Genomic DNA, 24751 nt, shown 5'->3' on the forward strand with positions numbered 1-24751 from the left:
CCAAAATTAATAAAATATTATTTTTTTCTTTAACACGAAAGTTGAATAATTCTTGTTTTTTATGATTGTTAAATATAATTATTTTTTCACTCCGCTACCAGTCTTATAGCCAGCCAATTATCCTTCTCTACCTGTTCCAGCCTCTGCAGGCCTGCTTTTGCGGCACTTTCTAAAATTATTTTTTCATCCTGCGTCATAATACCACTTAACAGCAGCTGCCCGCCCGGGTTCAGGAGCCTGCGCATGCTGGTCATGAATTGCAGCAGAATGTTACGATTAATGTTAGCGAGTATAATATCATAAGGGCCTTCCAGATCGTCCAGGCTGTCTGCCTGCCAGATATTTACCTCCACCTGGTTACCGGCTGCATTTTCTTTACTATTTTCTACTGACCAGTCATCAATGTCAATGGCATCTGTTTGTGCGGCGCCCATTTTTTGTGCCAGTATGGCCAGTATACCGGTTCCGGTTCCAAAATCAAATACCTTTTTGCCCGCAATATCCAGCTGTTGCATAAGCTGTATCATGGAAAAGGTGGTGGCATGGTGCCCGGTACCAAAAGCCATTTTAGGGGTGATCACTATTTCATGCTCCAAGGTTTGTGTAAAGGGAGCATGAAAACCTGCACGTATGCCGCAAAAGCTGCCTACTACCACCGGTTCAAAATTGCTTTCCCACAGGGCATTCCAGTTCTCCTGCTTGATCTCCTCTTTCGTATAGGTAATACCGTAAGGCTGCAGCAGGTTATCCAGTGCAGCAGCATCAAAATCTGTGGTGGGTATGTAGGCTACCAGGGTGCCTGGCCGCTCTTCAAATCCTTCGTAACTGATCTCAGTAAGCTGCGCTACCAGTACATCTGCAAGTTCAGGTGCACAGGCTATTGTGATGGCTATGTGTGACATGGCGCGAAGGTAATTATCAATTACGAATTACGAATTGAATACATCATATATAAAGTACTGCACTTTACATGAAGCGCTTACCTGGTGGTGAGCTTGATTCGTAATTGATAATTCGTAATTAAATTAAATGTCTGAGTATTCTGTTGGATACAGGAACATAATGTCCTGGTGAGATACATTATGCTGATACTCCGGCAGGGCGGATAATTGTTTCCAGGCCGGGTCGCTGCCAAAGGATTTCCAGTGCGCCTCGCGGGCAGCTTTATTCTCAAAAGTGGTCAGGTACATAAGGTTGGGCATGTGGCTGCCGCTGATCACCTCTCCATAGAACACGGCGTTAAAGTTCAGGCGTTTGAAAATGCCTACTTCATCGCCTTTATTAAACATTTGTACCTTATTGCGGTATAATTTCTCTGTAGGGCCTTCGTAGCTGCGCAGCTCATAGATACGCTCTTTCTTAGGGCCGGTGAGCGCCGGCAGCTCCAGCTGGGGATGGGCGGTGAAGGCCTGCAGCAGCATGATTTCCATTCTCGTATAGGGAGCAGCGTTATAGGCTGCATCCAGGTACTCCGCACCGGCCGTTCCATGTTCCTTACTGGCTTCCAGCTGTTCCGGCAGCTGCCGGAACTGTTCCAGGCGCTTGTAGGGTATCAGCACATAAATACGGCGGTCTGCAGCTGTATCATTGCCGACCGGCTTAAATACGCCTACTTTGGAAATGCCTGCCTTGTGTACAGCAGGTAAAAAAGCCTGTTCAAGGTAATGATCTACTGTGCTTTCCTGTGCAGCATCTTTCACATGATAAACCCTGATCTCGTAGAACTCACGCTGCGGCGGTTTTGCGGCAGCGTTAACAGATGATTGCAACATGCAAATGAGGATGGTAATACATAAGCCCAGGCTTCCGTTTAACGATCTCCTGAATGATCTTGGCATTGTACAGTGTAACATGAAATTTATAAATTGTGTAGCGGCAAACGGTTGTCCAATTTAATAGGAAACCCTAAATTTTTTGAATGAAATATTACAAGCGGCAATATAATAGGGACTAATTGTTAAACGCTGGTTAACGCGCCGTTTTTTCCATAAAAAAAACAACCGCCCAAAGAGCGGTTGCTTTCTATAAAAAGATAACTACTGTTTATTATTCGTCGTCACCAATAAACTGTGCAGGTGCATCATGTTCCGGTCTGGGAGGGCGCGGGCCACGGTCGCGGTTATCACCACGGTCGCCACCACCACGGGGCGGACGGCCACCACCGCCAAAGCGGTCACCACGATCACCGCGGTCGCCACGATCGCCTCTGTCAGGACGGTCGCCTCTTTCCGGGCGCTCAGGCCTTTCCACATAACCTTCCGGTTTCGGCATCAGCACGCGGCGGCTCAGCTTAAACTTACCGGTTTTGGGATCTGTACCCACCAGCTTCACTTTTACCTTTTCGCCTTCTGACAGTACACCTTCCATATTTTCCAGGCGTTTCCAGGAAACTTCGGAAATGTGCAGCAAACCTTGTTTACCAGGCAGGAACTCTACGAACGCACCGTAAGGCATTACTGATTTTACGGTAGATTCGTATACTTCGCCCACTTCAGGAACAGCTACAATACCTTTTATCCAGGTCAGGGCTTTATCCAGGCCCTCTTTCTGTGCGGAGAAGATGCTTACTTCGCCGGTTTCCCCTACTTCTTCAATGTTGATAGTGGTACCGGTTTCGCGCTGGATCTCCTGGATCACTTTACCGCCGGGGCCTATCACAGCGCCAATAAATTCGCGGTCAATGATCAGTTTTTCCATGCGTGGTGCATGCGGTTTGGGTTCCGGACGCGCTGCAGGCAGGGTGGCATACATGGCATCCAGGATGTGTAAACGTCCGCGCAGGGCTTGTGCCAGCGCCTGACGCATTACATCCATGCTCAAACCGTCTACTTTAATATCCATCTGGATACCGGTAATACCATCGCGGGTACCGGTTACTTTAAAGTCCATATCACCCAGGTGATCTTCATCGCCCAGGATATCTGTTAACACAGCCCATTTACCATCAGATGCGCGGGAAATTAATCCCATAGCCACACCGGAAACGTGTTTAGGCAAGGGTACGCTGGCATCCATCAGCGCCAGTGAACCGGCACATACGGTAGCCATGGAAGAGGAACCGTTGGATTCCAGGATATCAGATACCACACGCACAGTGTAAGCGTATTCGCTGCCCGGCATCATTTGTCTCAATGAACGCATGGCCAGGTTACCGTGCCCTACTTCCCTACGGCCGGGGCCGCGCATCGGTTTTACTTCACCGGTTGAGAAGGGAGGGAAATTATAGTGCAGAATGAATTTTGAATATTTGGAGGTAGCAGCGCTTTCAATCAGCAGCTCATCATCCGGTGTACCCAGGGTAACAGTGGTGAGGGACTGTGTTTCACCGCGGGTGAACAGGGCGCAACCATGCGGGGAGGGCAGCAGGTCCACTTCCATGTTCAGGGGACGTACCTGGTCCAGGCTACGGCCGTCCAAACGAACGGATTCGTCCAGGATCATATTACGCACCACTTCTTTTTCCAGGTCGTGCAGGTATTTACCTACCAGAGGCTGGTCTTCTTCCGGCAGCTCATCTATGTTCAGGAATGTTTCCAGCTCTTCGCCGATCTGGTGGAATGCATCGCTACGTTCGTGCTTACCCATGGCAGACTTAGCTACCTGGTGAATGCGCTCCTGTGCAAATGCAGCTATTTTAGCTTTCAGCTCTTCGTTGGTGTGAGGCTTTTCATACTCGCGTTTAGCAGTAGCACCGGCTAACTGGCGCAGCTCTTCCTGTGCCTTTACCTGAGCCTGGATCGCAGTGTGTGCAACCTCGATGGCTTTGATCAGGTCTTCTTCGCTACATTCCTTGCTCTCACCTTCCACCATCATAATGTTCTTAGCCGTAGCACCTACGATAAAGTCCATATCGGCTTTCTCCATCTGTGAACGGGTAGGGTTGATCACCATCTCGCCATCTACACGGCCTACTCTCACTTCAGAGATGATCTCCTGGATGGGCACATCAGACACCGCCAGTGCAGCAGAAGCAGCCAGGCAGGCCAATGCATCCGGTAATACTTCCGCGTCGGAAGAAATAAGGGTTACCAGCACCTGTACCTCGCAGAAATAATCATCGGGGAACAGGGGGCGCAATGCGCGGTCTATCAAACGGGAGATAAGTACTTCGTAGTCAGACAGTTTGCCTTCGCGTTTAAAGAAGGAGCCGGGGATACGGCCTGCTGATGCAAATTTTTCCTGGTAGTCAACAGTTAGGGGGAAGAAACTTTGTCCTGGTTTTGGTTCTTTATTCGCTACAACGGTAGCCAGTAATATACAATCGCCCAAACGTACGGTAACGGCGCCATCAGCCTGGCGGGCCATCTTGCCTGTTTCTATGGTGACGATGCGGCCGTTTCCTATATCTAATTTGACTGAAATAGGCGTTAGATTCATAATAAGTGAAGATTAAAAGGTATACCTAAAAAAAAACTATTCCCAACCTAAATGAAGTTGGGAATAGCGCTATAACATGAAAATCGTTATTTTCTGAGACCTAACTTCTCGATCAGTGCTCTGTAACCAGAGAGGTTAGTTTTAGACAGATAGGAAAGCAGGCGCTTTCTCTGACCTACCATTTTCATTAAACCGCGATTGCTGGCAAAATCTTTTTTATTAGCTTTCATATGGCCGGAAATGCTGGTGATACGCTCTGTCAGTAAAGCTACCTGAGCTTCTACAGAACCTGTATTCTTTTCGCTTCCGCCAAATTCCTTGAATATATTGGCTTTCTTTTCAACAGTTAAGTAAGACATCTTAATAAATAATAAAAAATGATAAAGTTTTTTCGTCGCTATTTTTCCGGTGCAAAGGTAAATTGAATATTTGGAATTAACAATTTAACCCCAATTTCACCTGAATTAATGATTAATAATGAATAATTAATAATCGTAGGTACGTGTCCATCAATTAATTATTAATTCTTCATTATTAATTGTTAAACAAAATTGATGGCCGCATTATCCGTCACCTGCCCGTTTTCCGTGCGCAGCACCCGGGAAGGGAACTTTTGCAGCACAATATAGTCATGGGTAGCCATTACGATGGCGGTGCCATCTTCCCGGCAAATGCGGAACAGGAGCTGCATAATACCGTCGGAGGTTTCCGGATCCAGGTTACCGGTGGGCTCATCGGCCAGTATCAGCTTGGGGGAATTAAGCATAGCACGGGCAATATCCACACGCTGCTGCTCGCCGCCGCTCAGCTCATAAGGCATTTTAAAACCTTTGGTGCCCAGGCCTACCTTATCCAATACATCGGCAATCTTATCTTCCATCAGCTTCGCATCCAGCCAGCCGGTGGCTTTCAGCACAAACTTCAGGTTATCATGCACATTACGGTCTGTGAGCAGCTGAAAATCCTGGAAAACTACGCCCAGGTTACGGCGCAGGTAAGGCACCTTTTTCCAGTCCATTTTTTTCAGGTCAAAGCCTACTACCTGCCCGGCCCCTTCCCGCAGGGTAAGGTCGCCATACAGTGTTTTCAGCAGGCTGGACTTACCGGTACCGGTTTTGCCGATGAGGTACACGAACTCGCCTTTGTTCACCGCAATATTCACATCAGATAAGATCAAAGAGTTGCCCTGGTATATGTTAACGTTGGATAGTTGTAAGATCGGTTGCTCCTCCATTTTGTAGTCCTGTATTAATTAACTGATTAACGCCAACAAAAATAAATGAATATAGTTGTCAACGGAGCATTTTATAAAAAAACTAACAAAATAGTTGTTTAACTAAACTATTAGTTATAAGTTTGGATAAATGAAATCATATGAGCACACCTTCCGTAAAAACCCTCACCAAAGCTGAGGAACAGATTATGCAGGTGCTCTGGCAAAAAGGGCCTTGTTTTGTAAAAGAGGTGATTGAAGAGCTGCCGGAGCCCAAACCGCATTACAACACCACCTCTACCCTGGTAAAGATACTGGTGGAAAAAGGCTTTGCAGATTTTAAGGCCTACGGTAAATCGCACCAGTACTATGCGCTCATCAGCAAGGATGAATACAGCCACAAAACCGTAAAACAGCTGGTAAAGGGTTATTTCGAAGGCTCTTACAGCAACCTGATCTCCTTTTTCGTAAAGGAAAAAGACCTGAGTGTAAACGACCTGGAAAAACTGCTGAAACAAATTAAGGACGCTCAAAACAAATAAGCTATGGAACTGCTGCTCTCCTACCTGCTTAAGATGATGGTATGCTCCGGCATCCTGTATGCCTACTACCACCTGGCCCTGCGCAACAACCGCTTTCACCAGTGGAACCGGTATTACCTGCTGCTGGCCACTTTGCTGTCATTAACCCTGCCTTTGCTGCAATTACCATCGCCTTTTGAAGGTAAACAGGCGCCGGCCTTTACCAATTATGCCACGCAAATTATTACCCTGCGGGAATTTATTTTACCGGCTACACCCGTTACTGTGGTGAATTACCTGGGCATATTGCAGCTGGCCTATGGCGGGGTAGTGCTGTTATTACTGGGCCGCATCTTATACGGCTGCTGGAAAATACAGCGGCTTATTCAACACAGCCGGGTACAGCACCTGCGCCCTTACCACCTGGTGCAAAGTGAGCAGGTACGAATGCCTTTCTCTTTTTTCCGCTACATTTTCTGGAGTGGAGACATTAATCCTGACAGCACGAACGGGCAGCAAATACTGCAACATGAGCTGGTGCATGTAACCCAAAAACACAGCGTGGATAAGCTGCTGATGGAGCTGGTGTGCGCCATAGGCTGGGTTAATCCCTTCTTTCACCTGTTTAAAAGAGAGCTGGCCCTGGTACATGAATTTATTGCCGACCAGCAGGCGGCCGGCGGCCAGGTAGCGGATTATGCACAAACTATTTTACAGGTAATGCTGCAAAGCAAACAGCTTTCTATGACCAACAACTTTTTTCACCCGCCTATACAACGCAGGATCAATATGCTTTTAACACAAAAATCAAATTTTACGCTCATGAAAAAATTCATTGTATTCCCAATACTGGCTGCCCTGGTTATTTTCATTGGCTGCCAGCAGAATAATGACGCTAAACCTGGTATTATAGATATTACCATGCAGGACTTAAATACTATTGATGCTGAAAATATTACCTCCATCAGCGCTACTGATAATGAGGCCATTTTAAAAACGAAGGATGGCCGCACTTACCGGATCAAGGATTATAAGACAGATCTCAACAAGGGCACTCCGCTTCCGGCAGCTGAAAAGCAGTCTAAAGAAGTATTCACCTTTGTAGAGAATCCGCCGGTGTATCCCGGTGGCGAACAAGCCCTGGCAGCGTATTTGGGCAAGAACATCCGTTACCCTAAAACAGCGCAGGAGCAAAATGTTACCGGAACCGTATTCGTGCAGTTCGTAGTACAGGCCGATGGCGCTATCAGCGATGTACATACTGTAGGCGCGCCTAAAGGCAGTGGTTTGGAAGAAGAGGCCATACGGGTGGTGAAAGAAATGCCAAAATGGACACCCGGCAGCCAGCAGGGTAGAAAAGTAGCGGTGCAGTTTAACCTGCCTATACGCTACACGCTTGAGACATCTATGATCAATTCTTTTATGTTGTTTAAGAATAATGGCAAACGTTGTTAAAATAGCTACGGCAGCTATTGTTGTATAAACAGTAGCTGCCGTAGATTCTCAACATAGAGTTAACCCCAATTTTTTTATTCGTATACAAAAGCGCCGTACTCACTTTGCACGGTTACTTTCTTTGCCGGCGCTGCTTCTACCCTTCCCACCACCTGTGAATCTATATTAAAGCCTTTGGCTATTGCAATAATACCTTCTGCAATATTTTCCGGTACATACAGCTCCATACGGTGCCCCATGTTAAATACCTTGTACATCTCCTGCCAGCTGGCCCCGGATTGCTCCTGTATTAAACGGAACAAGGGCGGAGCGGGGAACAGGTTATCCTTTATTACATGCAGCTGATCTATAAAATGCAGCACCTTGGTTTGCGCGCCCCCGCTGCAATGCACAATGCCATCTATCTGCGGGCGGTATTTGGCCAGCACCTGCTGTATAACGGGTGCGTAGGTACGTGTGGGTGATAACACCAGCTTACCGGCATCTATGGCTCCGAAACCGGGAATATCAATTTTATCTGTAAGTGTTTTTTTACCGCTAAATACCAGCTCTTCCGGGATGCCGGCATCAAAGGTATCCGGGTAATCCCTGGCAATGGACTTGTTAAACACATCGTGCCGGGCAGAGGTAAGGCCGTTGCTGCCCATACCGCCGTTGTATTCCTTTTCGTAAGATGCCTGCCCGTAAGAGGCTAAGCCTACTATTACATTGCCGGCCTGTATGCGGTGGTTGGAGATCACATCGGCCCGTTTCATACGGCAGGTAACAGTAGAGTCTACAATAATGGTGCGTACCAGGTCGCCCACATCGGCGGTTTCCCCGCCGGTGGAGTAAATGCTGATGCCATGGCTGCGCAGCTCTGCCAGTATCTCTTCCGTACCGTTAATGATGGCGGCAATCACCTCGCCGGGTATCAGGCGTTTGTTACGGCCTATGGTGGAGGAGAGTAATATATTTTCCGTAGCGCCTACACACAGCAGGTCGTCAATGTTCATAATAATAGCATCCTGCGCAATGCCTTTCCATACATCCAGGTTACCCGTCTTTTTCCAGTAGGCGTAGGCCAGGGAGGATTTGGTACCGGCGCCGTCGGCATGCATAATGTTACACCAGGCTTCGTCGCCGCCCAGGATATCGGGTACTATTTTACAGAAAGCCTTCGGAAACAGCCCTTTATCAATGTTCTTAATCGCATTGTGTACGTCTTCCTTGTCGGCAGAAACACCGCGTTTAGAATAGAGATCTTGCGTCATTTGTTTGAATGATATTTGACCTGAAAAAGTACGTTTTAGTCCTAAAAAAGTACGTTTCAGCACTTTTTTGGAACTGCAAAAGTAACAGATTCCCCCCAGTTACTTATCCGAATCATACAAATCCCAAAAAACTGGGTTAGATTTGCACGGCTTTTAGACCGTTATTCAGATTTATGCAGGTTCACAGGGATCTATCACATTTGCCGGCTTTTCGTAATGCAGTGATCACTATTGGTACGTTTGATGGTGTGCATACCGGGCACCGGTATATACTACACCAGTTGCAGGGAACCGCTGCTGCTGTAAACGGGGAAACCGTAATTGTAACCTTTGACCCGCACCCGCGGGAGGTTTTATTTGCCGGCGATAAAAAGCTGCACCTGCTTACCACCCTACCTGAAAAAATACAATTACTGGATAAAGAAGGTATTGACCACCTGGTGGTGGTACCCTTTACCAAAGCCTTTTCCGAACTTTCTGCCCGCGCTTACCTGGAAGATTTCCTGATAGCCCGCTTTAAACCACATACGATCATTATCGGGTACGATCACCGCTTTGGGCACAACCGCGAAGGCGGCCTTGAGCTGCTGGAAGCAGAGCAGCAGCAATACGGTTTTCAGCTGATAGAAATACCGCAGCAGGTAGTACACGACCTTTCCGTAAGCTCTACCAAAATACGCGAACGCCTGATGGAAGGGAATATAGCCCTGGCTGATGAGCTGCTGGGGTACCCCTACTTCCTGGAAGGCACCGTGATACATGGCGATAAAATGGGGCGGCAGCTGGGTTACCCCACCGCCAACCTGCAGCTGCCGGATGCGCGCAAGCTAATACCCTCTGAAGGTATTTATGCAGTAAAAGCTACCGTGAATAATGAACCGGAAATAATAAAAGGTGTAATGAGCATAGGTACCCGGCCTACTTTTAATGGTACGGACTTGCGCCTGGAAGTGCATCTCTTTGATTTTAACCGGGATATTTATGATGCGCAGCTGCGGGTGCAGTTCATTGCATTTATACGGCACAACCTGAAGTTTGATAATGCTGCTGCGCTTATTGCGCAAATGGATAAAGACTGCGTGGAAGCGAAGAAAATTCTTTGATGCAGATTAACTCATTACCTTATACATCAGCTCCTTCATTAACTCTCCATCCTCTACCCCGCTATCATTAATACCTATACTGCGCAGGTTATAGGTGTGCAGTAATAAAATAGCTTTTTCTGTGCCTTCTGCACCATACTGGCGGGCCGCCTGCATATAATCCTTTACAAAGAACGGGTGCACGCCCAGGGTGGATGCTATTTCCTTTTCCCCGCCTTTTACGCCAAAGATCAGGTTCACCTTACTGAAAAAGTTATACAGGGCAGGGATCACCATTTGTACCGGGCCGGCTTTGGGGTTAGCGGCAAAATAATTAACAATGCGCATTACCTTGATAAAATCCTGCTGGCCTACGGCGTTCTGCAGCTCAAATACATTGTATTCCTTGCTGATGCCTACATATTTTTCAATATCCCCTTCATCGATCTTTTTTTCATTGGGCAGGTTTACCAGCAGCTTATCTATTTCATTGGCAATACGGGAAAGGTCGTTGCCAATATGATCTACCAGCAATATGCAGGCTTTTTGGGAAATAGCGCGGCCCATTTCCCGTACATACACTTCTACCCAGCCGGGTAGCTGGTTATCGTATAATTTTTTAGTGCTCAGCAGCACTCCTTTGTCCTTTATTAATTTGGCCATTTTGCTGCGCCCATCCAGCTTTCCCTGTTTATGGGCTACTACAAAAATGGTGGAATCCAGGGGGTGATCTATATAGGGCTCCAGCTTCAGGAGGTCGCGCATGGCCTGCGCTTCTTTTAATATAACTACCTGTTTTTCTGCAAACATGGGATAGCGGCGGCAGGCATTGATCACGGCGCTCCAGTCGGCATCTTTTCCATACAGGACGGTGAGGTTAAACCCTTTCTCTGCTTCATCCAGCAGCTTATGCTCGGCATAGTCGATCACCTGGTCAATAAAAAAATCCTCCTCCCCTTCCAGCCAGTAAATGGATTTAAATTTCTTTTGCTTCCAATCTTTTAAAATATCCTGGTATTCCATGAGTTGATTTACGATTTTAGATTTACGATCTTAGATTTCCCTAAAACCGCAGCCTATTTTATACGATCACTACATCTTCCTCCTTTAAAATAGGCACTCCTTTAAAGCGCTGCAGCAATTGCCCTACGGCTACTACATCTTTCTGGCAATAAGTGGCAATGCGGGGCAGGTTATGTTCCTGCCAGTATACGCTGGCCACCATGCTGCCGTCTATATCATCCTTAGGGGTAGGAATGCCCAGGATGGTGGTGAGCAGCTTCAGGGAAGTATAGTTCTTATAATCCCCGAAGCGCCACAGGTGCAGGGTATCCAGCATAGGCACTTCCCAGGGCTTAAAGCCATGCAGCTGCAGGCACGGGGGCAAAGATAGCTGATGGATAACAGAACGCCTACAGATGTATGGAATATCAAACTCCTTTATATTATGTCCGGCAAACAGGAAGCGCGGATGTTTAGCGCAAAATTTATTTACCAGGTCCAGGAAGCCGCTTAATACTACTTTTTCATCATCATCATAAATAGATTTGATACGCAGCTGGTAACGGCCGCCTTCTATGGTGAAATAACCTGCTGAAATGCAGATCACTTTCCCAAACTCGGCAAAGATCCCGGCTTTTACGGCAAAGTCCCCGGCGCCTGTTGTTGAATCTGGCGCAGTTTTTGTTATTTTCTCCATCCAGAGGTGCTGAAGCGGCTCGGGTAAATCGTCGAAAGTAGCCACAGTGGGGGTTGTTTCTATATCGAGCAGTAATAACTGGTCTAATGCGATGTTAGGTAGCACTGAGAAAATCCTGTTTAAAAGTTTGTGAATTAAAGAATTTTAAAAAGCTATTTTTGCATAATTATTTTTAACCATATAACAATTAAACATAAAACAAACAACTATGGCTGAGAACACATTTAACACGCCTGCTTCCGGATCATCCGGCTCTGAAAAACCGCGTAGCCGTAACGGACTTATATACGGAATTTTAATTGCAGCATTGGCGGGTACGTGGATCTATATGTTGTACGACAAAAATAAGACGAGCGAAACTATTGTACAACAAGGCACTCAGATCGATTCTATTTCATCATCAAGAGATGCATTACAGCAGGAATACAACGCTGCCAACGCACGCCTGGACGATTTGATCTCCCAGAACAGCCGGATGGACAGCCTGGTAAAAACCAAAGATAAAGAACTGGCTGATATGAAAGCCAGGATCCAAAGTATCCTGTCTAACAAGAACGCTACCCAGGGCGAGCTGGCTGAAGCCCGCAAGCTGATAGAACAAATGAAAACAAATATAGCCGGTTACCAGGAAACCATTGAACGCCTGGAAGGTGAAAAACTGGTACTGGCCGGCGAAAGGGATGTAGCCCGTAAAGAAAGGGACTCTGTAGGTACTGTAAAAGACAGCCTGAACAAACAGGTGAACCTGGGTTCTGTATTACACGCCAGCAATATTAAGCTGCAGCCCATACAGGTGAAAAAGAACGGTAAGGAAGTAGAAACCACCAAAGCCAAACGCGCAGATATGATGCGGGTTACCTTTGACCTGGATGAAAACAGGATTGCTCCTACCGGCGACAAAGAAATTTATGTAGCCATCTCTTCTCCCGACGGCTCTCCACTGGCTGTAGAAGCACTGGGTTCCGGCCGTTTTAGCCTGGACGATGGTACTGAGAAATTATATACCGCCAAGAAAACCGTTGCTTACACTAAAGGTGAAAAACAAACCGTAAGCATGGATTGGAAACAAAACTCCGATTTTAAACCGGGCGATTACAGCGTTGAGATCTATCACAACGGTTTCCGCATCGGTCAAGGTAAAGTAAGCCTGAAGAAAGGCGGTTGGTTCTAGTTGATTTGATATAGTTTTAGCCTACTACATAAAAAAAGGGATTGCCTATAACGGGCAATCCTTTTTTTATGCGGAAAGCTGAAAGCGCAATGCCAAAGCAGAAAGCACAAAGCATAAAGCATAAAGCTGATTATGTTTTGTACTATTGAGCGGTTGGCGGTTAGCTGTTAGCCGTTAGCCTTTAGCTGTTAGCCTCTGTTTTATGTTCTGAAGCCGCTTCTCAGGTATTGGGAAGCTATGCTAGATAGTATTAATGGGTATTGGTTCTTGCATCCATGCAAAGCATTATGCATTATGCATTATGCTTTATGCTTTATGCTTTATGCTTTGTGCTTTATGCTTTGTGCTTTGTGCTTTGTGCTTTGTGCTTTCTGCTTTCCGCTTCCCCATTTTGTTAACGATTAGTTATTGCCAAATCGTATATATGAAAATAAACCTAATTTGAACTTCTTTTTTCTCCTATGTGACCGGATGTTGCTGTTGCTTAGCCTTGCTTTTAAAAGAAAACCAGTGCGTTCAACCTGCGTGAATAAAGAGGAAATCCAAAACTGAAAATAACCGGAGATACCTTAAAAAACCAAACTGCATGGCGGATTCCAAATCAGTGTACGTTATAGACGACGACGAAATTTTCCATTTTATTATCAGGAAGTTGTTTCTACAATGTGGTAAGGACCCCAATAACCTGCAAATCATTTCCTTTTACTCTGCAGAAGACGCATTAGAACAATTGCGCCGGCCCGGGCCCCTGCCTGCATTAATCATTGTGGACATTAACATGCAACCCATGAACGGATGGGCGTTTATGAAAGTTTTCGGGGAACTGAAACACACCCTGCCGCAGCAGATACCTGTAATAATGTGCTCTTCTTCTATTGATGATAAGGATATACAGCAGGTAAATAATACGCCGGAACTGGCAGCTTATATTACCAAGCCATTGGATAAAAAGAAGCTGGAGATCATTGAGAAATACCTGTAGATGTGCGGATCTGCAACATGCAGCTGTGCAAATGAAAAGAGCGAAAGTGCATAATGCGCTTTCGCTCTTTTTAGTTATTTATCTGCTGCACATTAATTACGCCGGCTGCACATTCATATACATCTCTTCCCGGAGCGCTTTTACGCGCGCATCTTCCAGGTATTCATCAAAGGTGGTTAACCGGTCAATAATACCTTTAGGCGTAATTTCAATAATGCGGTTAGCTACGGATTGCATAAAGGTATGGTCATGTGTGGTGAACAGCACAATACCTTTAAAGTTGTTCATGCTTTCGTTGAAAGACTGGATGGATTCCAGGTCCAGGTGGTTGGTAGGTTCATCCAGTATTACTACGTTGGGATCCTGCAGCATCATACGGCTGGTCATACAACGCACTTTTTCACCACCACTCAGCACACTGGTCTTTTTCATGATATCATCACCACTGAACAGCATTTTACCCAGGAAACCGCGCAGGAAGGGCTCATCCACATCCGTTATGTGCGGGGGTACAAACTGGCGTAACCAGTCCATCAGGTTCAGTGATTTATCTGTAAAATACTTGGCGTTATCGTTGGGTAAATAAGCTTTGGTAACAGTGGTGCCCCATTCAAACTTACCGCTGTCGGCCTGCGCTTCACCATTAATGATCTCGAAGAAAGTGGTAAGCGCCAGGTGGTCTTTAGACAGGAAAGCGATCTTATCGCCTTTATTTACTGTAAAGCTTACGTTGCTGAATAGGGTGCGGCCATCCACAGCTTTTTCCAGCTTCTCCACATTCAGGATCTGGTTACCTACTTCGCGCAGCTGCTTGAAGATGATGCCCGGGTATTTACGGTTGGAGGGCTGGATCTCTTCGATCACCAGCTTTTCCAAAGCCTTTTTACGGGAGGTAGCCTGCTTGCTCTTGGATGCGTTGGCGCTAAAGCGGGCAATGAAGTCCAGCAGGTCTTTCCGCTTTTCTTCCATCTTCTTGTTCTTATCAGACATCTGACGGGCGATCAGCTGAGATGATTCATACCAGAATGAGTAGTTACCGGTGAAGATCTGGATCTTACTGCGGTCCACATCTGCCACGTGGGTACATACGGCATCCAGGAAGTGACGGTCGTGGGATACTACTATTACGATATTCTCATAGCCGCCCAGGAAGTTCTCCAGCCAGCCAATGGTTTCTACGTCCAGGTCGTTCGTGGGCTCATCCAGCAGCAGGATGTCCGGGTTGCCAAACAGGGCCTGCGCCAGCAGCACGCGCACTTTTAAGCTACCGCTGATCTCTTTCATCAGCATACCGTGCATTTCTTCCTTTACGCCCAGGTCGCCCAGTAAGGCGCCTGCATCGCTTTCTGCGGTGTAGCCGTCCATTTCGCCAAATTCGCCTTCCAGCTCACCGGCGCGTATGCCATCCTCTTCCGTAAAATCGGCTTTGGCGTATATCGCATCCCGTTCTTTTGCTATTTCCCATAAACGCTTGTTCCCCATCAGCACGGTATTGAGCACGGTCACTTCGTCAAACTCGAAGTGGTTCTGTTTCAACACACTCATTCGCTCACCGGGGGTAATTTCCACGTTTCCCTTATTAGGTTCTATTTCCCCGGATAAGATCTTCAGGAAAGTGGATTTACCGGCGCCATTGGCCCCGATAACGCCATAACAATTCCCTTTGGTGAAATTGAGGTTTACTTCGTCAAACAATACGCGCTTACCGTAGGAGAGCGTTACATTTTTAACACTGATCATGCTGGCTAATGAAATTTAAGGCGCAAAGTTACGAAATAGGGGCTAAAAAGCATATTACTTGAAAAAAGCAAATTCCGGGGGTCATTGCACAGGCAGGATATTTGATTAGATAAGGGCATGATGTCCACTACCACCCCACATGAACAGGAAATGCGCAAAGAGCTGCGCCGCTGGCAAAAGCAGATGCAACGGGGGCCTTCCCTGCCGGGGCGGCTTGCCAAACGGCTGCAGGACCGCGTAAACAACTGGATCCCGGAAAAAGTGCACAAGGCCTTTACGGTAGCCATTAAACAAATGACCCGGGCCGTACTGTACGGCGCAAAATTCATGACCCCGGAGCCACAGCCGGTGCAGGACCTAGTGCTTACGGAGACCAAAGTACTGGAGCGTATCCGGTATTATAAGACCACTGCTGCTACAGAAGGCGCCCTTACCGGGGCTGGCGGCATTTTACTGGGGCTGGCAGACTTTCCGCTGTTCCTGGGCATTAAAATGAAAATGCTGTTTGATATCGCGGCTTTATACGGATTTGATGTGAAGGATTATAAAGAGCGCCTGTTCCTGCTGTATGTTTTCCAGGCTACCTTCTCGAGCCAGGAGCTGCGGAACAAAACCTATCCCCTGCTGGCCAACTGGGAGCAATACAGCAAAGAGCTGCCGCTGGACATTCATACTTTTGACTGGCGCCGCTTTCAACAGGAGTACCGCGACTATATTGATGTTGCCAAGCTGCTGCAGCTAATGCCCGGCATTGGTGCGGTAGTAGGCGCGTATGCTAACCACCGCCTGACCGATAAATTAGGCCGCAGCGCTATGAATGCTTACCGTATGCGTTTATTAAAGGTTTAAGTATCTTTATCCCTCACTCACTCGTCTAACGTATGACTACCTACGAACAAATCTTTGAGAACAACAGGAAATGGGTGGCCAGCAAAACGGCTACTGATGCGGAATTCTTTGAAAAGCTGGCACAGGAACAAAAGCCGGACTACCTGTACATTGGCTGCAGCGACAGCCGGGTGCCGGCCAATGAGATCATGGGGCTGGATGCGGGCGAAGTGTTTGTGCACCGTAACATTGCCAACCTGGTGAACAACATAGACCTGAACATTATGTCAGTGATCAACTATGCAGTACGGCAGCTGGAAGTAAAACACATTATTGTATGCGGACATTATAACTGCGGGGGTGTAAAAGCAGCCATGCAGCCGGAAGACCTGGGTCTGCTAAATCCCTGGTTGCGTAATATACGGGATGTGTACCGCCTGCATATGGATGAGCTGAACAATATAAAGGATATCAATGAACGTTATGGCCGGCTGGTAGAACTGAATGTGCAGGAGCAATGTCTGAATGTGATAAAAACAGCGGTTGTTCAGCAATCCTATATTAACAAAGGCTATCCTACGGTACATGGCTGGGTGTATGACCTGCATAATGGTTTGCTGGTAGACCTGAAGATCGACTTTGAAGGTTTGCTGCATGAGATACAGAAGATCTATGATCTGACCGGGAAAGGAATGCAGTTTTAATTACGAATTACGGAATTACGAATTACGAATGAGAATGCAGCGGATGCAGTGCAATTACGAATTATTCAATTACGAATTACGAATTAGAATGCAGCGGATGATAATATTTGCTGTTATTGATATTTTATCATATTTACCATATAGCAATGTGAAAATGTATAACAGCTTATATGCGCAGCACTATTAAACACGATGTACTACATTCGTAATTCGTAATTGACCAATTGATAATTGATTTTATGGGGCCTATTGGCGTATTTGATTCAGGTTACGGCGGATTAACGGTGTTAAAGGAGATCATAGCCGAACTACCGCAATATGATTATTTATATTTAGGCGATAATGCCCGTACGCCTTATGGCAACCGCAGCTTCGATACCATACATGCGTATACGTTAGAATGCGTACAGCACCTTTTCAGGATGGGCTGCCCGCTGGTGATACTGGCCTGCAACACAGCATCTGCAAAAGCACTGCGTACCATTCAACAAAAAGATCTGCCTCATATTGCGCCGGACCGGCGTGTGCTGGGCGTTATACGGCCTACTACCGAGCTGGTAGGCACTTTAACACAAACCGGTGAAGTGGGTATACTGGCTACCAACGGTACTGTAACATCCGAATCTTACCCGATAGAGATCAACAAATTTTTTCCGCAGGTGAAAGTGCACCAGGAGGCCTGCCCTATGTGGGTGCCGTTGGTAGAAAATAATGAACATGAAAGCAGCGGTGCGGATTACTTTGTAAAAAAACACCTGGATCATATACTGGGCATAGCGCCTGGTATTGATACGCTGGTGCTGGGCTGCACTCATTATCCTTTGCTGATGCAGAAGATAAAGGAACATTTGCCCGGCGGTATTACCGTATTATCACAGGGGAAGATCGTAGCGCATAGCTTAAAAGATTATTTACACCGGCATCCTGAAATGGAAACGCGTTTGAGCAAAGAGGGCACGCAAAAATTCTATACTACGGACGATGCGCAGCTCTTTGACCGGATGGCGGGGATCTTTTTTGGGAAAACGGTGCAATCGGAGCATTTGGCATTGTAGGCGCTCTACAGCGCAGTCCTTGGTCGATGGTCCATAGTCCATTGCCTGCTGCGTATGGAGTGTTGCACAAGAACAGGCAAGTATTAATAAGGTTTATACTAAAAGGAAAAGGCGGTTTATGCAACCGCCTTTTCTTGTATTATTTCTATAATATAGCAGGCAATGGACCATCGACTATGGACCATGGACTAAACAACTACTTCCCTTCGAGCTTCAGCAAAAACGCCTGTTCCAGGGCTGTTTTCTTTAATGCTGCAAATCTTCCAGAAGCGCCGCCGTGGCCGGCTTCCATATCGGTTTTCATGAGCAGTAAGTTATGATCTGTTTTTAGCTCGCGCAGTTTGGCTACCCATTTGGCAGGTTCCCAGTACTGCACCTGTGAATCGTGCAGGCCGGTGGTAACCAGCATATTGGGATAGGCTTTCGCTACCACATTATCATAGGGGGAGTATTGCTTCATGTACTCATATGCATCCTTGTTCTTGGGATTGCCCCATTCATCAAACTCACCGGTAGTAAGCGGAATACTTTCATCCAGCATAGTGGTAAGCACATCTACAAACGGAACGCCTGCAATTACGCCATGCCATAGGTCGGGCCGCAGGTTGGTTACAGCGCCCATCAGCAGGCCACCTGCGCTGCCACCCTGGGCGTAGAGGTGGGCTGGTGAGGTGTAATGCTGCGCTACCAGGTGTTCTGCACAGGCAATAAAATCGGTAAAGGTGTTCATCTTTTTAAATAGCTTACCATCCTCATACCAATAACGGCCCATTTCCTCACCACCACGGATATGCGCTATAGCAAAAGCAAAACCGCGGTTCAGCAAACTTAAACGTGCGCTGCTAAAGGTAGGTTCTGTAGTAATGCCATAAGAGCCGTACCCATATAGCAACAGCGGATGCTTGCCATTCTTCTCAAAACCCTTTTTGTATACAATAGAGATGGGCACTTTTACGCCATCTTTTGCGGTGGCGTATAAGCGCTCTGTTACATAATCTTTGGGATCATAACCGCCCAGCACCTCCTGCCGTTTCTTTAACTCGCTTTTACGGGTTTCCATATTATAATCGTAGGTAGAGGCGGGTGTGGTCATGGAGGTATAGCTGTAGCGCAGCTCTTTGGTGTCCAGCTCCGGGTTAATGCTAATGCCGGCTACATAGGCCGGTTCATCAAAGTGCAGGTAATGATCCTGGTGGTTTTGCAGGTTCATGATGTGCAGCTGTGAAAGGCCATCCTTACGTTCTGCCAGCACCAGGTATTCACGGAACACTTCAAATTCTTCCAGCAATACATCTGCACGGTGAGGGATCACTTCTTTCCAGTTCTCTTTGGAAGTCTTATCCAGCGGGCTTTCCATCAGGCGAAAGTTTTTTGCATCCAGATTAGTGCGGATGTAAAAACGATCATTGAGCGGTTCTATATCATACAACAGATCCTTCTGACGCGGCTGAAAGATCCTGAAGCTGCCTTCCGGTTTGGATGCATCCAGTATGCGGTATTCTGCAGAGAGTGTGCTGGTAGAGGCGATCATAATGAACTGGCCGGATTTGCTGCGGCGTACCTCTACATCAAAGGTTTCATCTTTTTCCATGTACACCTGTTCATCCTTACTGACCTCTGTACCCAGCTTATGGCGCAGGATGCGCTCCTCACGTAGTGTTTCCGGGTGTTTGCCCGTGTAAAAGAAAGTCTGGTTATCATTGGCCCAGGCCACATCGCCGCTGGTTTCAGGAATGGCATCCGGCAAAATGTTGCCGGTAGCCAGCTCTTTTACCCGGATCACGTATTTGCGGCGGCTTACCGTATCTACCCCAAAGGCCAGCAGGCGGTTATCAGGGCTTACGGACAGGCCGCTTACATGGCAATAGGCGTGTCCCTGGGCTACTTCATTTACATTCAATATTACTTCCTCTGCTGCTTCCAGGCTGCCCTTTTTACGGCAGTAAATGGGATATTCCTTACCGGTTTCAAAACGGGTGTAGTAATAATAACCGTTCTTCATGTAAGGAGCGCTGGCATCGGTTTCCATAATGCGGCCTTTCATTTCTTCATACAGGCTTTCCCGTAGTTTCTTCTCCGGTTGCATGATGGTATCCAGGTAAGCATTTTCTGCCTGCAGGTAAGCAATCACTTTAGGATCGTTCCGGTCATTCATCCAGTAGTAATTGTCCGTGCGGGTATCTCCGTGTATGGTAAGCGTCTTGGGTATTTTAGGCGCTACCGGCGCTGGTACATTCGATTGTTCCGTCATAGTGTTCTTTTTCTCCTGACAGCCTAAAAGGCTAATGCATAATAATGCGGTAAAACCTGGCGTGTGCTTCATATAGGAATGTAAATTAAACAATTTGCATGCTTTCCGGGTTCCAGTGAATGGGCTGCTTTTTAAAGTAGCTTTCATTGGTAAGTAATGCCGGGCCGGCGGCGCGCAGGCCAAAGGTGGCATCTTCCACAACGGCTTTGCCGGTGCGCATGGCTTCAAAGAAATTCACGAAATGATCCTGGCGGTCATCATAACCGGCAGGTGCGGCGTACTTGCTTTCTGAGCGGTCTCCCTTGCGCATGGCTTCGGGATATTTGGTATTGTACTGCTGTACATAAGCTTCCTGCTGCGCTTTGGTGAAGGTGTTATACGTATCCCACCCGCCATAGCCGGGAGCTTCCGGCAGCTTGTGTTTTTTGATCTTAAAATCGTTCCAGCCCATTTCCAATACGCCTTCTGTTCCAATAAAACGGGTATATTGCCCGCCACCACCGCCATCTGCAAAGTTCACCCGCAGGGTGGTCTGGAAGGCAGGGTGCACTTTGGTTTCAGGATAGTCAAAAATAGCTATCACTACATCCGGCACATCGCGCCCATCTTTCCACTGTACTAAATTGCCGCTGGCAAAAACGCGGGAAGGACCTATGGAGCCGGTAATGTAGTGCAGACCGGTGATCAGGTGCACAAACAGATCGCCGGGAATGCCGGTGCCATATGCCTGGTAATTGCGCCAGCGGAAAAACCGTACGGGATCAAAAGGCACTTTGGCGGTATCTTTTAAGAAGGTGTCAAAGTCAACGGTTTTAGGGCTGGCATCCGGCGGTATGGAATACTGCCACGCGCCCAGCGCATCGTGCCTGTCATAACAGGCTTCTACTACATTCAGCTGTCCTATTTCGCCGGCCTGGTATCTTTTACGCGCTTCTACCATGGCTACGCTGCTTACGCGCTGGCTGCCTACCTGGAACACTTTGCCGGTGCGCTTTTGCGTGGCTATTACCTGGTGCCCTTCTGCTATCTGCTGCACCATGGGTTTTTCGCAATACACAGCTTTACCTTTTTCCATTGCGTAAATGGAAATAGTATCGTGCCAATGATCCGGCGTAGCTACTATTACCGCATCAATATCTTTACGGTCCAGCAGCTCCCGGTAGTCGCGGGTGGTAAATACATTGCTGCCGTATACTTCCTTTACTTTCTGCAGGTGACCATCGTACAGGTCAGCCGCGCCAACAAACTCCACACCGGGCACTTTCAGCGCGGTATCCACATCGCCAAAGCCCATAATACCCATACCTACGCAGGCCAGGCGTATCTTATCGTTAGCGGATATACGTTTTTCGGGTTGTAATATATGTATATGTTCCCTGCCCATGGAAGCCAGGGGGCCGGCGCCTAATAAAGCAGCGGTGCTGCCCAGTTGCCGGAGGAATTTTCTGCGGGAGTTGTTAGACATAACGTTCCTGATTTTAGGTTAGACGTGGATAGATTGTATAATAATAACGAAAAAAACGGAACTTCTGTAACCGCTGCTGAGGAGTGGCAAAAACAAAACAGGCTGCCCCGTTTATAGCGGGACAGCCTGCGGCTTATAATATTCACCTGGAGGCGTTACCTATTTTTCATAGGTAAAACCGGCGCGGATAAACTCGCGGTTCAGGCGGGCAATGTTAGAGAGGGAGATCTCTTTCGGACATTCTGCTTCGCAGGCGCCGGTGTTGGTACAGCTACCAAAACCTTCTTTGTCCATTTGAGCTACCATGTTCAGCGCACGGGTAGCTCTTTCCGGCTCGCCCTGCGGCAGCTGGGCCAGCTGGGATACTTTAGCAGATACGAACAGCATGGCGGAGGAGTTCTTACATGCTGCCACGCAGGCGCCGCAACCAATACAGGCTGCTGCAGCAAATGCGGCATCGGCTTTATCTTTCGGGATGGGAATAGCATTCGCATCTACCGCATTACCGGTGTTTACGGATATATAACCCCCTGCTTCAATAATGCGGTCAAAGGCACCACGGTCTACCGTCAGATCTTTCAGCACCGGGAAAGCCTCTGCCCTCCAGGGCTCTACGGTAATGGTATCGCCATCTTTAAAGGCGCGCATATGCAGCTGACAGGTAGTAGTACCTGCCCAGGGGCCATGTGCGCGGCCATTGATATGCATGGAACACATACCGCAAATACCTTCACGGCAGTCATGGTCAAATGCTATCGGTTCTTTTCCCTCGTTGATCAGGCGTTCATTCAACACATCGAACATTTCCAGGAAAGACATTTCAGAAGAGATATCTTTCACCTGGTAAGTTTCAAAACCACCCTGAGCTTTTGTATTTTTTTGCCTCCACACTTTTAATGTGAGGCCCATGGTATAATGTTCCATTGTTATGGCTGTATTATCAATAATAGAATTAATTATTTGTATGAGCGCTGTGTAGGTTTACACTCTTCAAATACGAGCGGCTCCTTGTGCAATTCATATGCGCTATCACCTTTGTATTCCCAGGCAGCTACGTAGCTGAAGTTAGCATCATCGCGCAGCGCTTCCCCTTCCTCTGTCTGCGATTCTTCGCGGAAGTGGCCTCCGCAGGATTCGCGGCGGTTCAGGGCATCCATACACATCAGCTCACCCAGCTCCAGGAAGTCGGCTACACGGCCTGCTTTTTCCAGCTCGGGGTTAAGCTCATTGGCCTCACCGGGTATGCGCACATCTTTCCAGAACTCAGCACGCAGCGCTTTGATCTCTTCAATGGCTTCTTTTAAACCCTGCTCATTACGGGCCATGCCGCATTTCTCCCACATGATCTTACCCAGCTTTTTGTGGAAGTGATCCACTGACTTGCTGCCTTTAATATTCATTAAACGGTCAATGGTTTCCTGTGCCTGCTTTTCTGCTTCCACAAAAGCCGGATGGTCTGTGGGAATAGCTTTGGTACGGATCTCATCGGCCAGGTAGTTACCAATGGTGTAAGGTATTACAAAGTAACCGTCGGCCAGGCCCTGCATGAGCGCGGATGCACCCAGGCGGTTAGCGCCGTGGTCAGAGAAGTTGGCTTCACCTAAAGCATATAAACCGGGTACGGTGGTCATCAGCTCATAATCCACCCACAGCCCGCCCATGGTATAGTGCACGGCAGGGTAAATGCGCATGGGCACTTCATACGGATCTTCGCCGGTGATCTTGGCGTACATATCGAACAGGTTACCGTATTTCTCTACCACTACTTCTTTACCCAGCTGGCGGATCTGATCCGGTGTTGGGTTATGCAGCCCACGTTTGCCGGCTTCTATTTTGCCATAACGTTCCATGTTAGCGGCAAAATCCAGGTACACGGCCTGTTTGGAGCTACCTACGCCATAACCGGCATCGCACCTTTCTTTGGCGGCACGGGAGGCCACATCGCGCGGTACCAGGTTACCAAAGGCAGGGTACCTTCTTTCCAGGTAGTAATCCCTTTCGTCTTCAGGTATATCGCTTGGCTTACGGGTATCGTTCTGTTTTTTGGGCACCCATATGCGGCCGTCGTTACGCAGTGATTCTGACATCAGCGTTAATTTGGACTGATGATCGCCGGAAACGGGGATACAGGTTGGGTGGATCTGTGTAAAGCAGGGATTACCAAAAAAAGCGCCTTTTTTAGTGGCTTTCCATGCTGCGGTTACGTTAGATCCCATGGCGTTGGTAGACAGGTAGAACACGTTACCATAACCGCCGCTGCACAGCAGCACGGCATGGCCAAAGTGGCGTTCCAGCTTACCGGTAGTAAGGTCGCGGGCAATGATACCGCGGGCTTTCCCGTCTATCTTCACTATATCCAGCATTTCATGGCGGGTATACAGGGTTACGTTACCCAGGGCTACCTGCCGCTCTAATGCGGAGTAGGCGCCTAACAGCAGCTGCTGGCCGGTTTGGCCGGCGGCATAGAAGGTACGCTGTACCTGTGTACCGCCAAAAGAGCGGTTACTTAGCAGGCCGCCATATTCACGGGCAAAGGGTACACCCTGCGCCACGCACTGGTCTATAATATTAGCGCTTACCTCTGCCAGGCGATGCACATTGGCTTCGCGGGCACGGTAATCACCACCTTTTACGGTATCGTAGAACAAACGGAAAACAGAGTCACCATCATTCTGGTAGTTCTTGGCAGCGTTAATACCACCCTGTGCGGCAATACTGTGCGCACGGCGGGCACTATCCTGAAAGCAGAATGCTTTTACCTTGTATCCTAATTCGCCTAAAGAGGCCGCTGCTGAAGCGCCTGCCAGACCGGTACCCACAATGATTATTTCCAGACTGCGTTTGTTAGCCGGGTTCACCAGCTTACAATGTCCTTTATAATCTTCCCATTTACTGTTTAACTGGCCGGCAGGAATTTTTGCATCCAACATAATATGTCAAAAATTTGAGAGTAAA

The 24751-nt window shown here is 47.6% G+C and carries 21 protein-coding genes; 8 read left to right on the plus strand and 13 right to left on the minus strand.

Annotated elements, in window-relative coordinates; genetic code table 11:
- Nucleotides 1–86 precede the first annotated feature (86 nt).
- From prmA to BMZ54_RS31155, 5 genes are all read right to left on the minus strand, one after another.
- Nucleotides 87–902, minus strand: a complete 816-nt coding sequence (gene prmA, locus BMZ54_RS31135; RefSeq protein WP_089920995.1) for a 50S ribosomal protein L11 methyltransferase — start codon at nucleotides 900–902, stop codon at nucleotides 87–89.
- A gap of 123 nt (nucleotides 903–1025) precedes the next feature.
- The gene (locus BMZ54_RS31140; protein ID WP_089920996.1) at nucleotides 1026–1838 is read right to left on the minus strand and encodes an NIPSNAP family protein; all 813 of its coding nucleotides are present in this window, start codon (nucleotides 1836–1838) and stop codon (nucleotides 1026–1028) included.
- 208 nt (nucleotides 1839–2046) lie between these two features.
- A complete protein-coding gene (locus BMZ54_RS31145; protein ID WP_089920998.1) occupies nucleotides 2047–4377 on the minus strand; it encodes a polyribonucleotide nucleotidyltransferase in 2331 nt (776 codons plus the stop codon).
- Between the two features lie 86 nt (nucleotides 4378–4463).
- Nucleotides 4464–4736 carry a 30S ribosomal protein S15 gene (gene rpsO / locus BMZ54_RS31150; protein WP_089920999.1) on the minus strand — a complete coding sequence of 91 codons (273 nt, stop codon included), beginning with the start codon at nucleotides 4734–4736 and terminating at the stop codon, nucleotides 4464–4466.
- A gap of 182 nt (nucleotides 4737–4918) precedes the next feature.
- Nucleotides 4919–5611: a cell division ATP-binding protein FtsE gene (locus tag BMZ54_RS31155; protein WP_089921001.1), complete on the minus strand. Its 693-nt coding sequence runs from the start codon at nucleotides 5609–5611 to the stop codon at nucleotides 4919–4921.
- Between the two features lie 140 nt (nucleotides 5612–5751).
- Here BMZ54_RS31155 and BMZ54_RS31160 point away from each other — a divergent pair, with 140 nt between their 5' ends.
- A complete protein-coding gene (locus tag BMZ54_RS31160; protein ID WP_089921002.1) occupies nucleotides 5752–6132 on the plus strand; it encodes a BlaI/MecI/CopY family transcriptional regulator in 381 nt (126 codons plus the stop codon).
- 3 nt (nucleotides 6133–6135) lie between these two features.
- Entirely contained in the window at nucleotides 6136–7566 is a 1431-nt protein-coding gene (locus BMZ54_RS31165) for a M56 family metallopeptidase (RefSeq protein WP_089921004.1), read from the plus strand.
- 74 nt (nucleotides 7567–7640) lie between these two features.
- Here BMZ54_RS31165 and BMZ54_RS31170 read toward each other — a convergent pair whose 3' ends face one another.
- Complete coding sequence (locus tag BMZ54_RS31170) at nucleotides 7641–8819, minus strand: AIR synthase related protein (RefSeq protein WP_089921005.1); 1179 nt, start codon at nucleotides 8817–8819, stop codon at nucleotides 7641–7643.
- 173 nt (nucleotides 8820–8992) lie between these two features.
- Between BMZ54_RS31170 and BMZ54_RS31175 the strand changes: the two genes are divergently transcribed.
- Entirely contained in the window at nucleotides 8993–9922 is a 930-nt protein-coding gene (locus tag BMZ54_RS31175; protein ID WP_089921006.1) for a bifunctional riboflavin kinase/FAD synthetase, read from the plus strand.
- A gap of 6 nt (nucleotides 9923–9928) precedes the next feature.
- Here the strand turns inward: BMZ54_RS31175 and holA are convergent, their stop codons facing one another.
- On the minus strand, nucleotides 9929–10924 hold the full coding sequence (gene holA, locus BMZ54_RS31180; protein WP_089921007.1) for a DNA polymerase III subunit delta: 996 nt from the start codon (nucleotides 10922–10924) through the stop codon (nucleotides 9929–9931).
- A 58-nt stretch (nucleotides 10925–10982) separates the two neighbouring features.
- Nucleotides 10983–11705, minus strand: a complete 723-nt coding sequence (locus BMZ54_RS31185) for a ribonuclease H-like domain-containing protein (protein WP_089921008.1) — start codon at nucleotides 11703–11705, stop codon at nucleotides 10983–10985.
- Between the two features lie 103 nt (nucleotides 11706–11808).
- Here BMZ54_RS31185 and BMZ54_RS31190 point away from each other — a divergent pair, with 103 nt between their 5' ends.
- A complete protein-coding gene (locus BMZ54_RS31190) occupies nucleotides 11809–12771 on the plus strand; it encodes a hypothetical protein (RefSeq protein WP_089921009.1) in 963 nt (320 codons plus the stop codon).
- Between the two features lie 586 nt (nucleotides 12772–13357).
- On the plus strand, nucleotides 13358–13753 hold the full coding sequence (locus BMZ54_RS31195; RefSeq protein ID WP_089921011.1) for a response regulator: 396 nt from the start codon (nucleotides 13358–13360) through the stop codon (nucleotides 13751–13753).
- 96 nt (nucleotides 13754–13849) lie between these two features.
- Here the strand turns inward: BMZ54_RS31195 and BMZ54_RS31200 are convergent, their stop codons facing one another.
- Complete coding sequence (locus tag BMZ54_RS31200; protein WP_089921012.1) at nucleotides 13850–15493, minus strand: ABC-F family ATP-binding cassette domain-containing protein; 1644 nt, start codon at nucleotides 15491–15493, stop codon at nucleotides 13850–13852.
- 117 nt (nucleotides 15494–15610) lie between these two features.
- Here BMZ54_RS31200 and BMZ54_RS31205 point away from each other — a divergent pair, with 117 nt between their 5' ends.
- From BMZ54_RS31205 to murI, 3 genes are all read left to right on the plus strand, one after another.
- A complete protein-coding gene (locus BMZ54_RS31205) occupies nucleotides 15611–16342 on the plus strand; it encodes an EcsC family protein (protein WP_238386744.1) in 732 nt (243 codons plus the stop codon).
- Between the two features lie 32 nt (nucleotides 16343–16374).
- On the plus strand, nucleotides 16375–17025 hold the full coding sequence (locus BMZ54_RS31210) for a carbonic anhydrase (protein ID WP_089921015.1): 651 nt from the start codon (nucleotides 16375–16377) through the stop codon (nucleotides 17023–17025).
- A gap of 239 nt (nucleotides 17026–17264) precedes the next feature.
- A complete protein-coding gene (murI, locus tag BMZ54_RS31215; RefSeq protein WP_089921017.1) occupies nucleotides 17265–18080 on the plus strand; it encodes a glutamate racemase in 816 nt (271 codons plus the stop codon).
- A gap of 196 nt (nucleotides 18081–18276) precedes the next feature.
- Here murI and BMZ54_RS31220 read toward each other — a convergent pair whose 3' ends face one another.
- From BMZ54_RS31220 to BMZ54_RS31235, 4 genes are all read right to left on the minus strand, one after another.
- Nucleotides 18277–20403, minus strand: a complete 2127-nt coding sequence (locus tag BMZ54_RS31220; protein WP_089921018.1) for a S9 family peptidase — start codon at nucleotides 20401–20403, stop codon at nucleotides 18277–18279.
- A 13-nt stretch (nucleotides 20404–20416) separates the two neighbouring features.
- On the minus strand, nucleotides 20417–21796 hold the full coding sequence (locus BMZ54_RS31225; protein ID WP_089921019.1) for a Gfo/Idh/MocA family protein: 1380 nt from the start codon (nucleotides 21794–21796) through the stop codon (nucleotides 20417–20419).
- Between the two features lie 159 nt (nucleotides 21797–21955).
- The gene (locus BMZ54_RS31230) at nucleotides 21956–22720 is read right to left on the minus strand and encodes a succinate dehydrogenase/fumarate reductase iron-sulfur subunit (protein ID WP_089921021.1); all 765 of its coding nucleotides are present in this window, start codon (nucleotides 22718–22720) and stop codon (nucleotides 21956–21958) included.
- A gap of 32 nt (nucleotides 22721–22752) precedes the next feature.
- On the minus strand, nucleotides 22753–24726 hold the full coding sequence (locus tag BMZ54_RS31235; protein WP_089921022.1) for a fumarate reductase/succinate dehydrogenase flavoprotein subunit: 1974 nt from the start codon (nucleotides 24724–24726) through the stop codon (nucleotides 22753–22755).
- Between the last annotated feature and the right edge of the window lie 25 nt (nucleotides 24727–24751).

Origin of the sequence: Chitinophaga rupis (assembly GCF_900109685.1) — a bacterium.
In the GTDB taxonomy this organism is placed as follows: domain Bacteria; phylum Bacteroidota; class Bacteroidia; order Chitinophagales; family Chitinophagaceae; genus Chitinophaga; species Chitinophaga rupis.

Coding starts and splice junctions, on each gene's coding strand:
- prmA (WP_089920995.1), bottom strand. CDS start 902: ATGTCACACATAGCCATCACAATAGCCTGTGCACCTGAACTTGCAGAT.
- BMZ54_RS31140 (WP_089920996.1), bottom strand. CDS start 1,838: ATGCCAAGATCATTCAGGAGATCGTTAAACGGAAGCCTGGGCTTATGT.
- BMZ54_RS31145 (WP_089920998.1), bottom strand. CDS start 4,377: ATGAATCTAACGCCTATTTCAGTCAAATTAGATATAGGAAACGGCCGC.
- rpsO (WP_089920999.1), bottom strand. CDS start 4,736: ATGTCTTACTTAACTGTTGAAAAGAAAGCCAATATATTCAAGGAATTT.
- BMZ54_RS31155 (WP_089921001.1), bottom strand. CDS start 5,611: ATGGAGGAGCAACCGATCTTACAACTATCCAACGTTAACATATACCAG.
- BMZ54_RS31160 (WP_089921002.1), top strand. CDS start 5,752: ATGAGCACACCTTCCGTAAAAACCCTCACCAAAGCTGAGGAACAGATT.
- BMZ54_RS31165 (WP_089921004.1), top strand. CDS start 6,136: ATGGAACTGCTGCTCTCCTACCTGCTTAAGATGATGGTATGCTCCGGC.
- BMZ54_RS31170 (WP_089921005.1), bottom strand. CDS start 8,819: ATGACGCAAGATCTCTATTCTAAACGCGGTGTTTCTGCCGACAAGGAA.
- BMZ54_RS31175 (WP_089921006.1), top strand. CDS start 8,993: ATGCAGGTTCACAGGGATCTATCACATTTGCCGGCTTTTCGTAATGCA.
- holA (WP_089921007.1), bottom strand. CDS start 10,924: ATGGAATACCAGGATATTTTAAAAGATTGGAAGCAAAAGAAATTTAAA.
- BMZ54_RS31190 (WP_089921009.1), top strand. CDS start 11,809: ATGGCTGAGAACACATTTAACACGCCTGCTTCCGGATCATCCGGCTCT.
- BMZ54_RS31195 (WP_089921011.1), top strand. CDS start 13,358: ATGGCGGATTCCAAATCAGTGTACGTTATAGACGACGACGAAATTTTC.
- BMZ54_RS31200 (WP_089921012.1), bottom strand. CDS start 15,493: ATGATCAGTGTTAAAAATGTAACGCTCTCCTACGGTAAGCGCGTATTG.
- BMZ54_RS31205 (WP_238386744.1), top strand. CDS start 15,611: ATGATGTCCACTACCACCCCACATGAACAGGAAATGCGCAAAGAGCTG.
- BMZ54_RS31210 (WP_089921015.1), top strand. CDS start 16,375: ATGACTACCTACGAACAAATCTTTGAGAACAACAGGAAATGGGTGGCC.
- murI (WP_089921017.1), top strand. CDS start 17,265: ATGGGGCCTATTGGCGTATTTGATTCAGGTTACGGCGGATTAACGGTG.
- BMZ54_RS31220 (WP_089921018.1), bottom strand. CDS start 20,403: ATGAAGCACACGCCAGGTTTTACCGCATTATTATGCATTAGCCTTTTA.
- BMZ54_RS31225 (WP_089921019.1), bottom strand. CDS start 21,796: ATGTCTAACAACTCCCGCAGAAAATTCCTCCGGCAACTGGGCAGCACC.
- BMZ54_RS31230 (WP_089921021.1), bottom strand. CDS start 22,720: ATGGAACATTATACCATGGGCCTCACATTAAAAGTGTGGAGGCAAAAA.
- BMZ54_RS31235 (WP_089921022.1), bottom strand. CDS start 24,726: ATGTTGGATGCAAAAATTCCTGCCGGCCAGTTAAACAGTAAATGGGAA.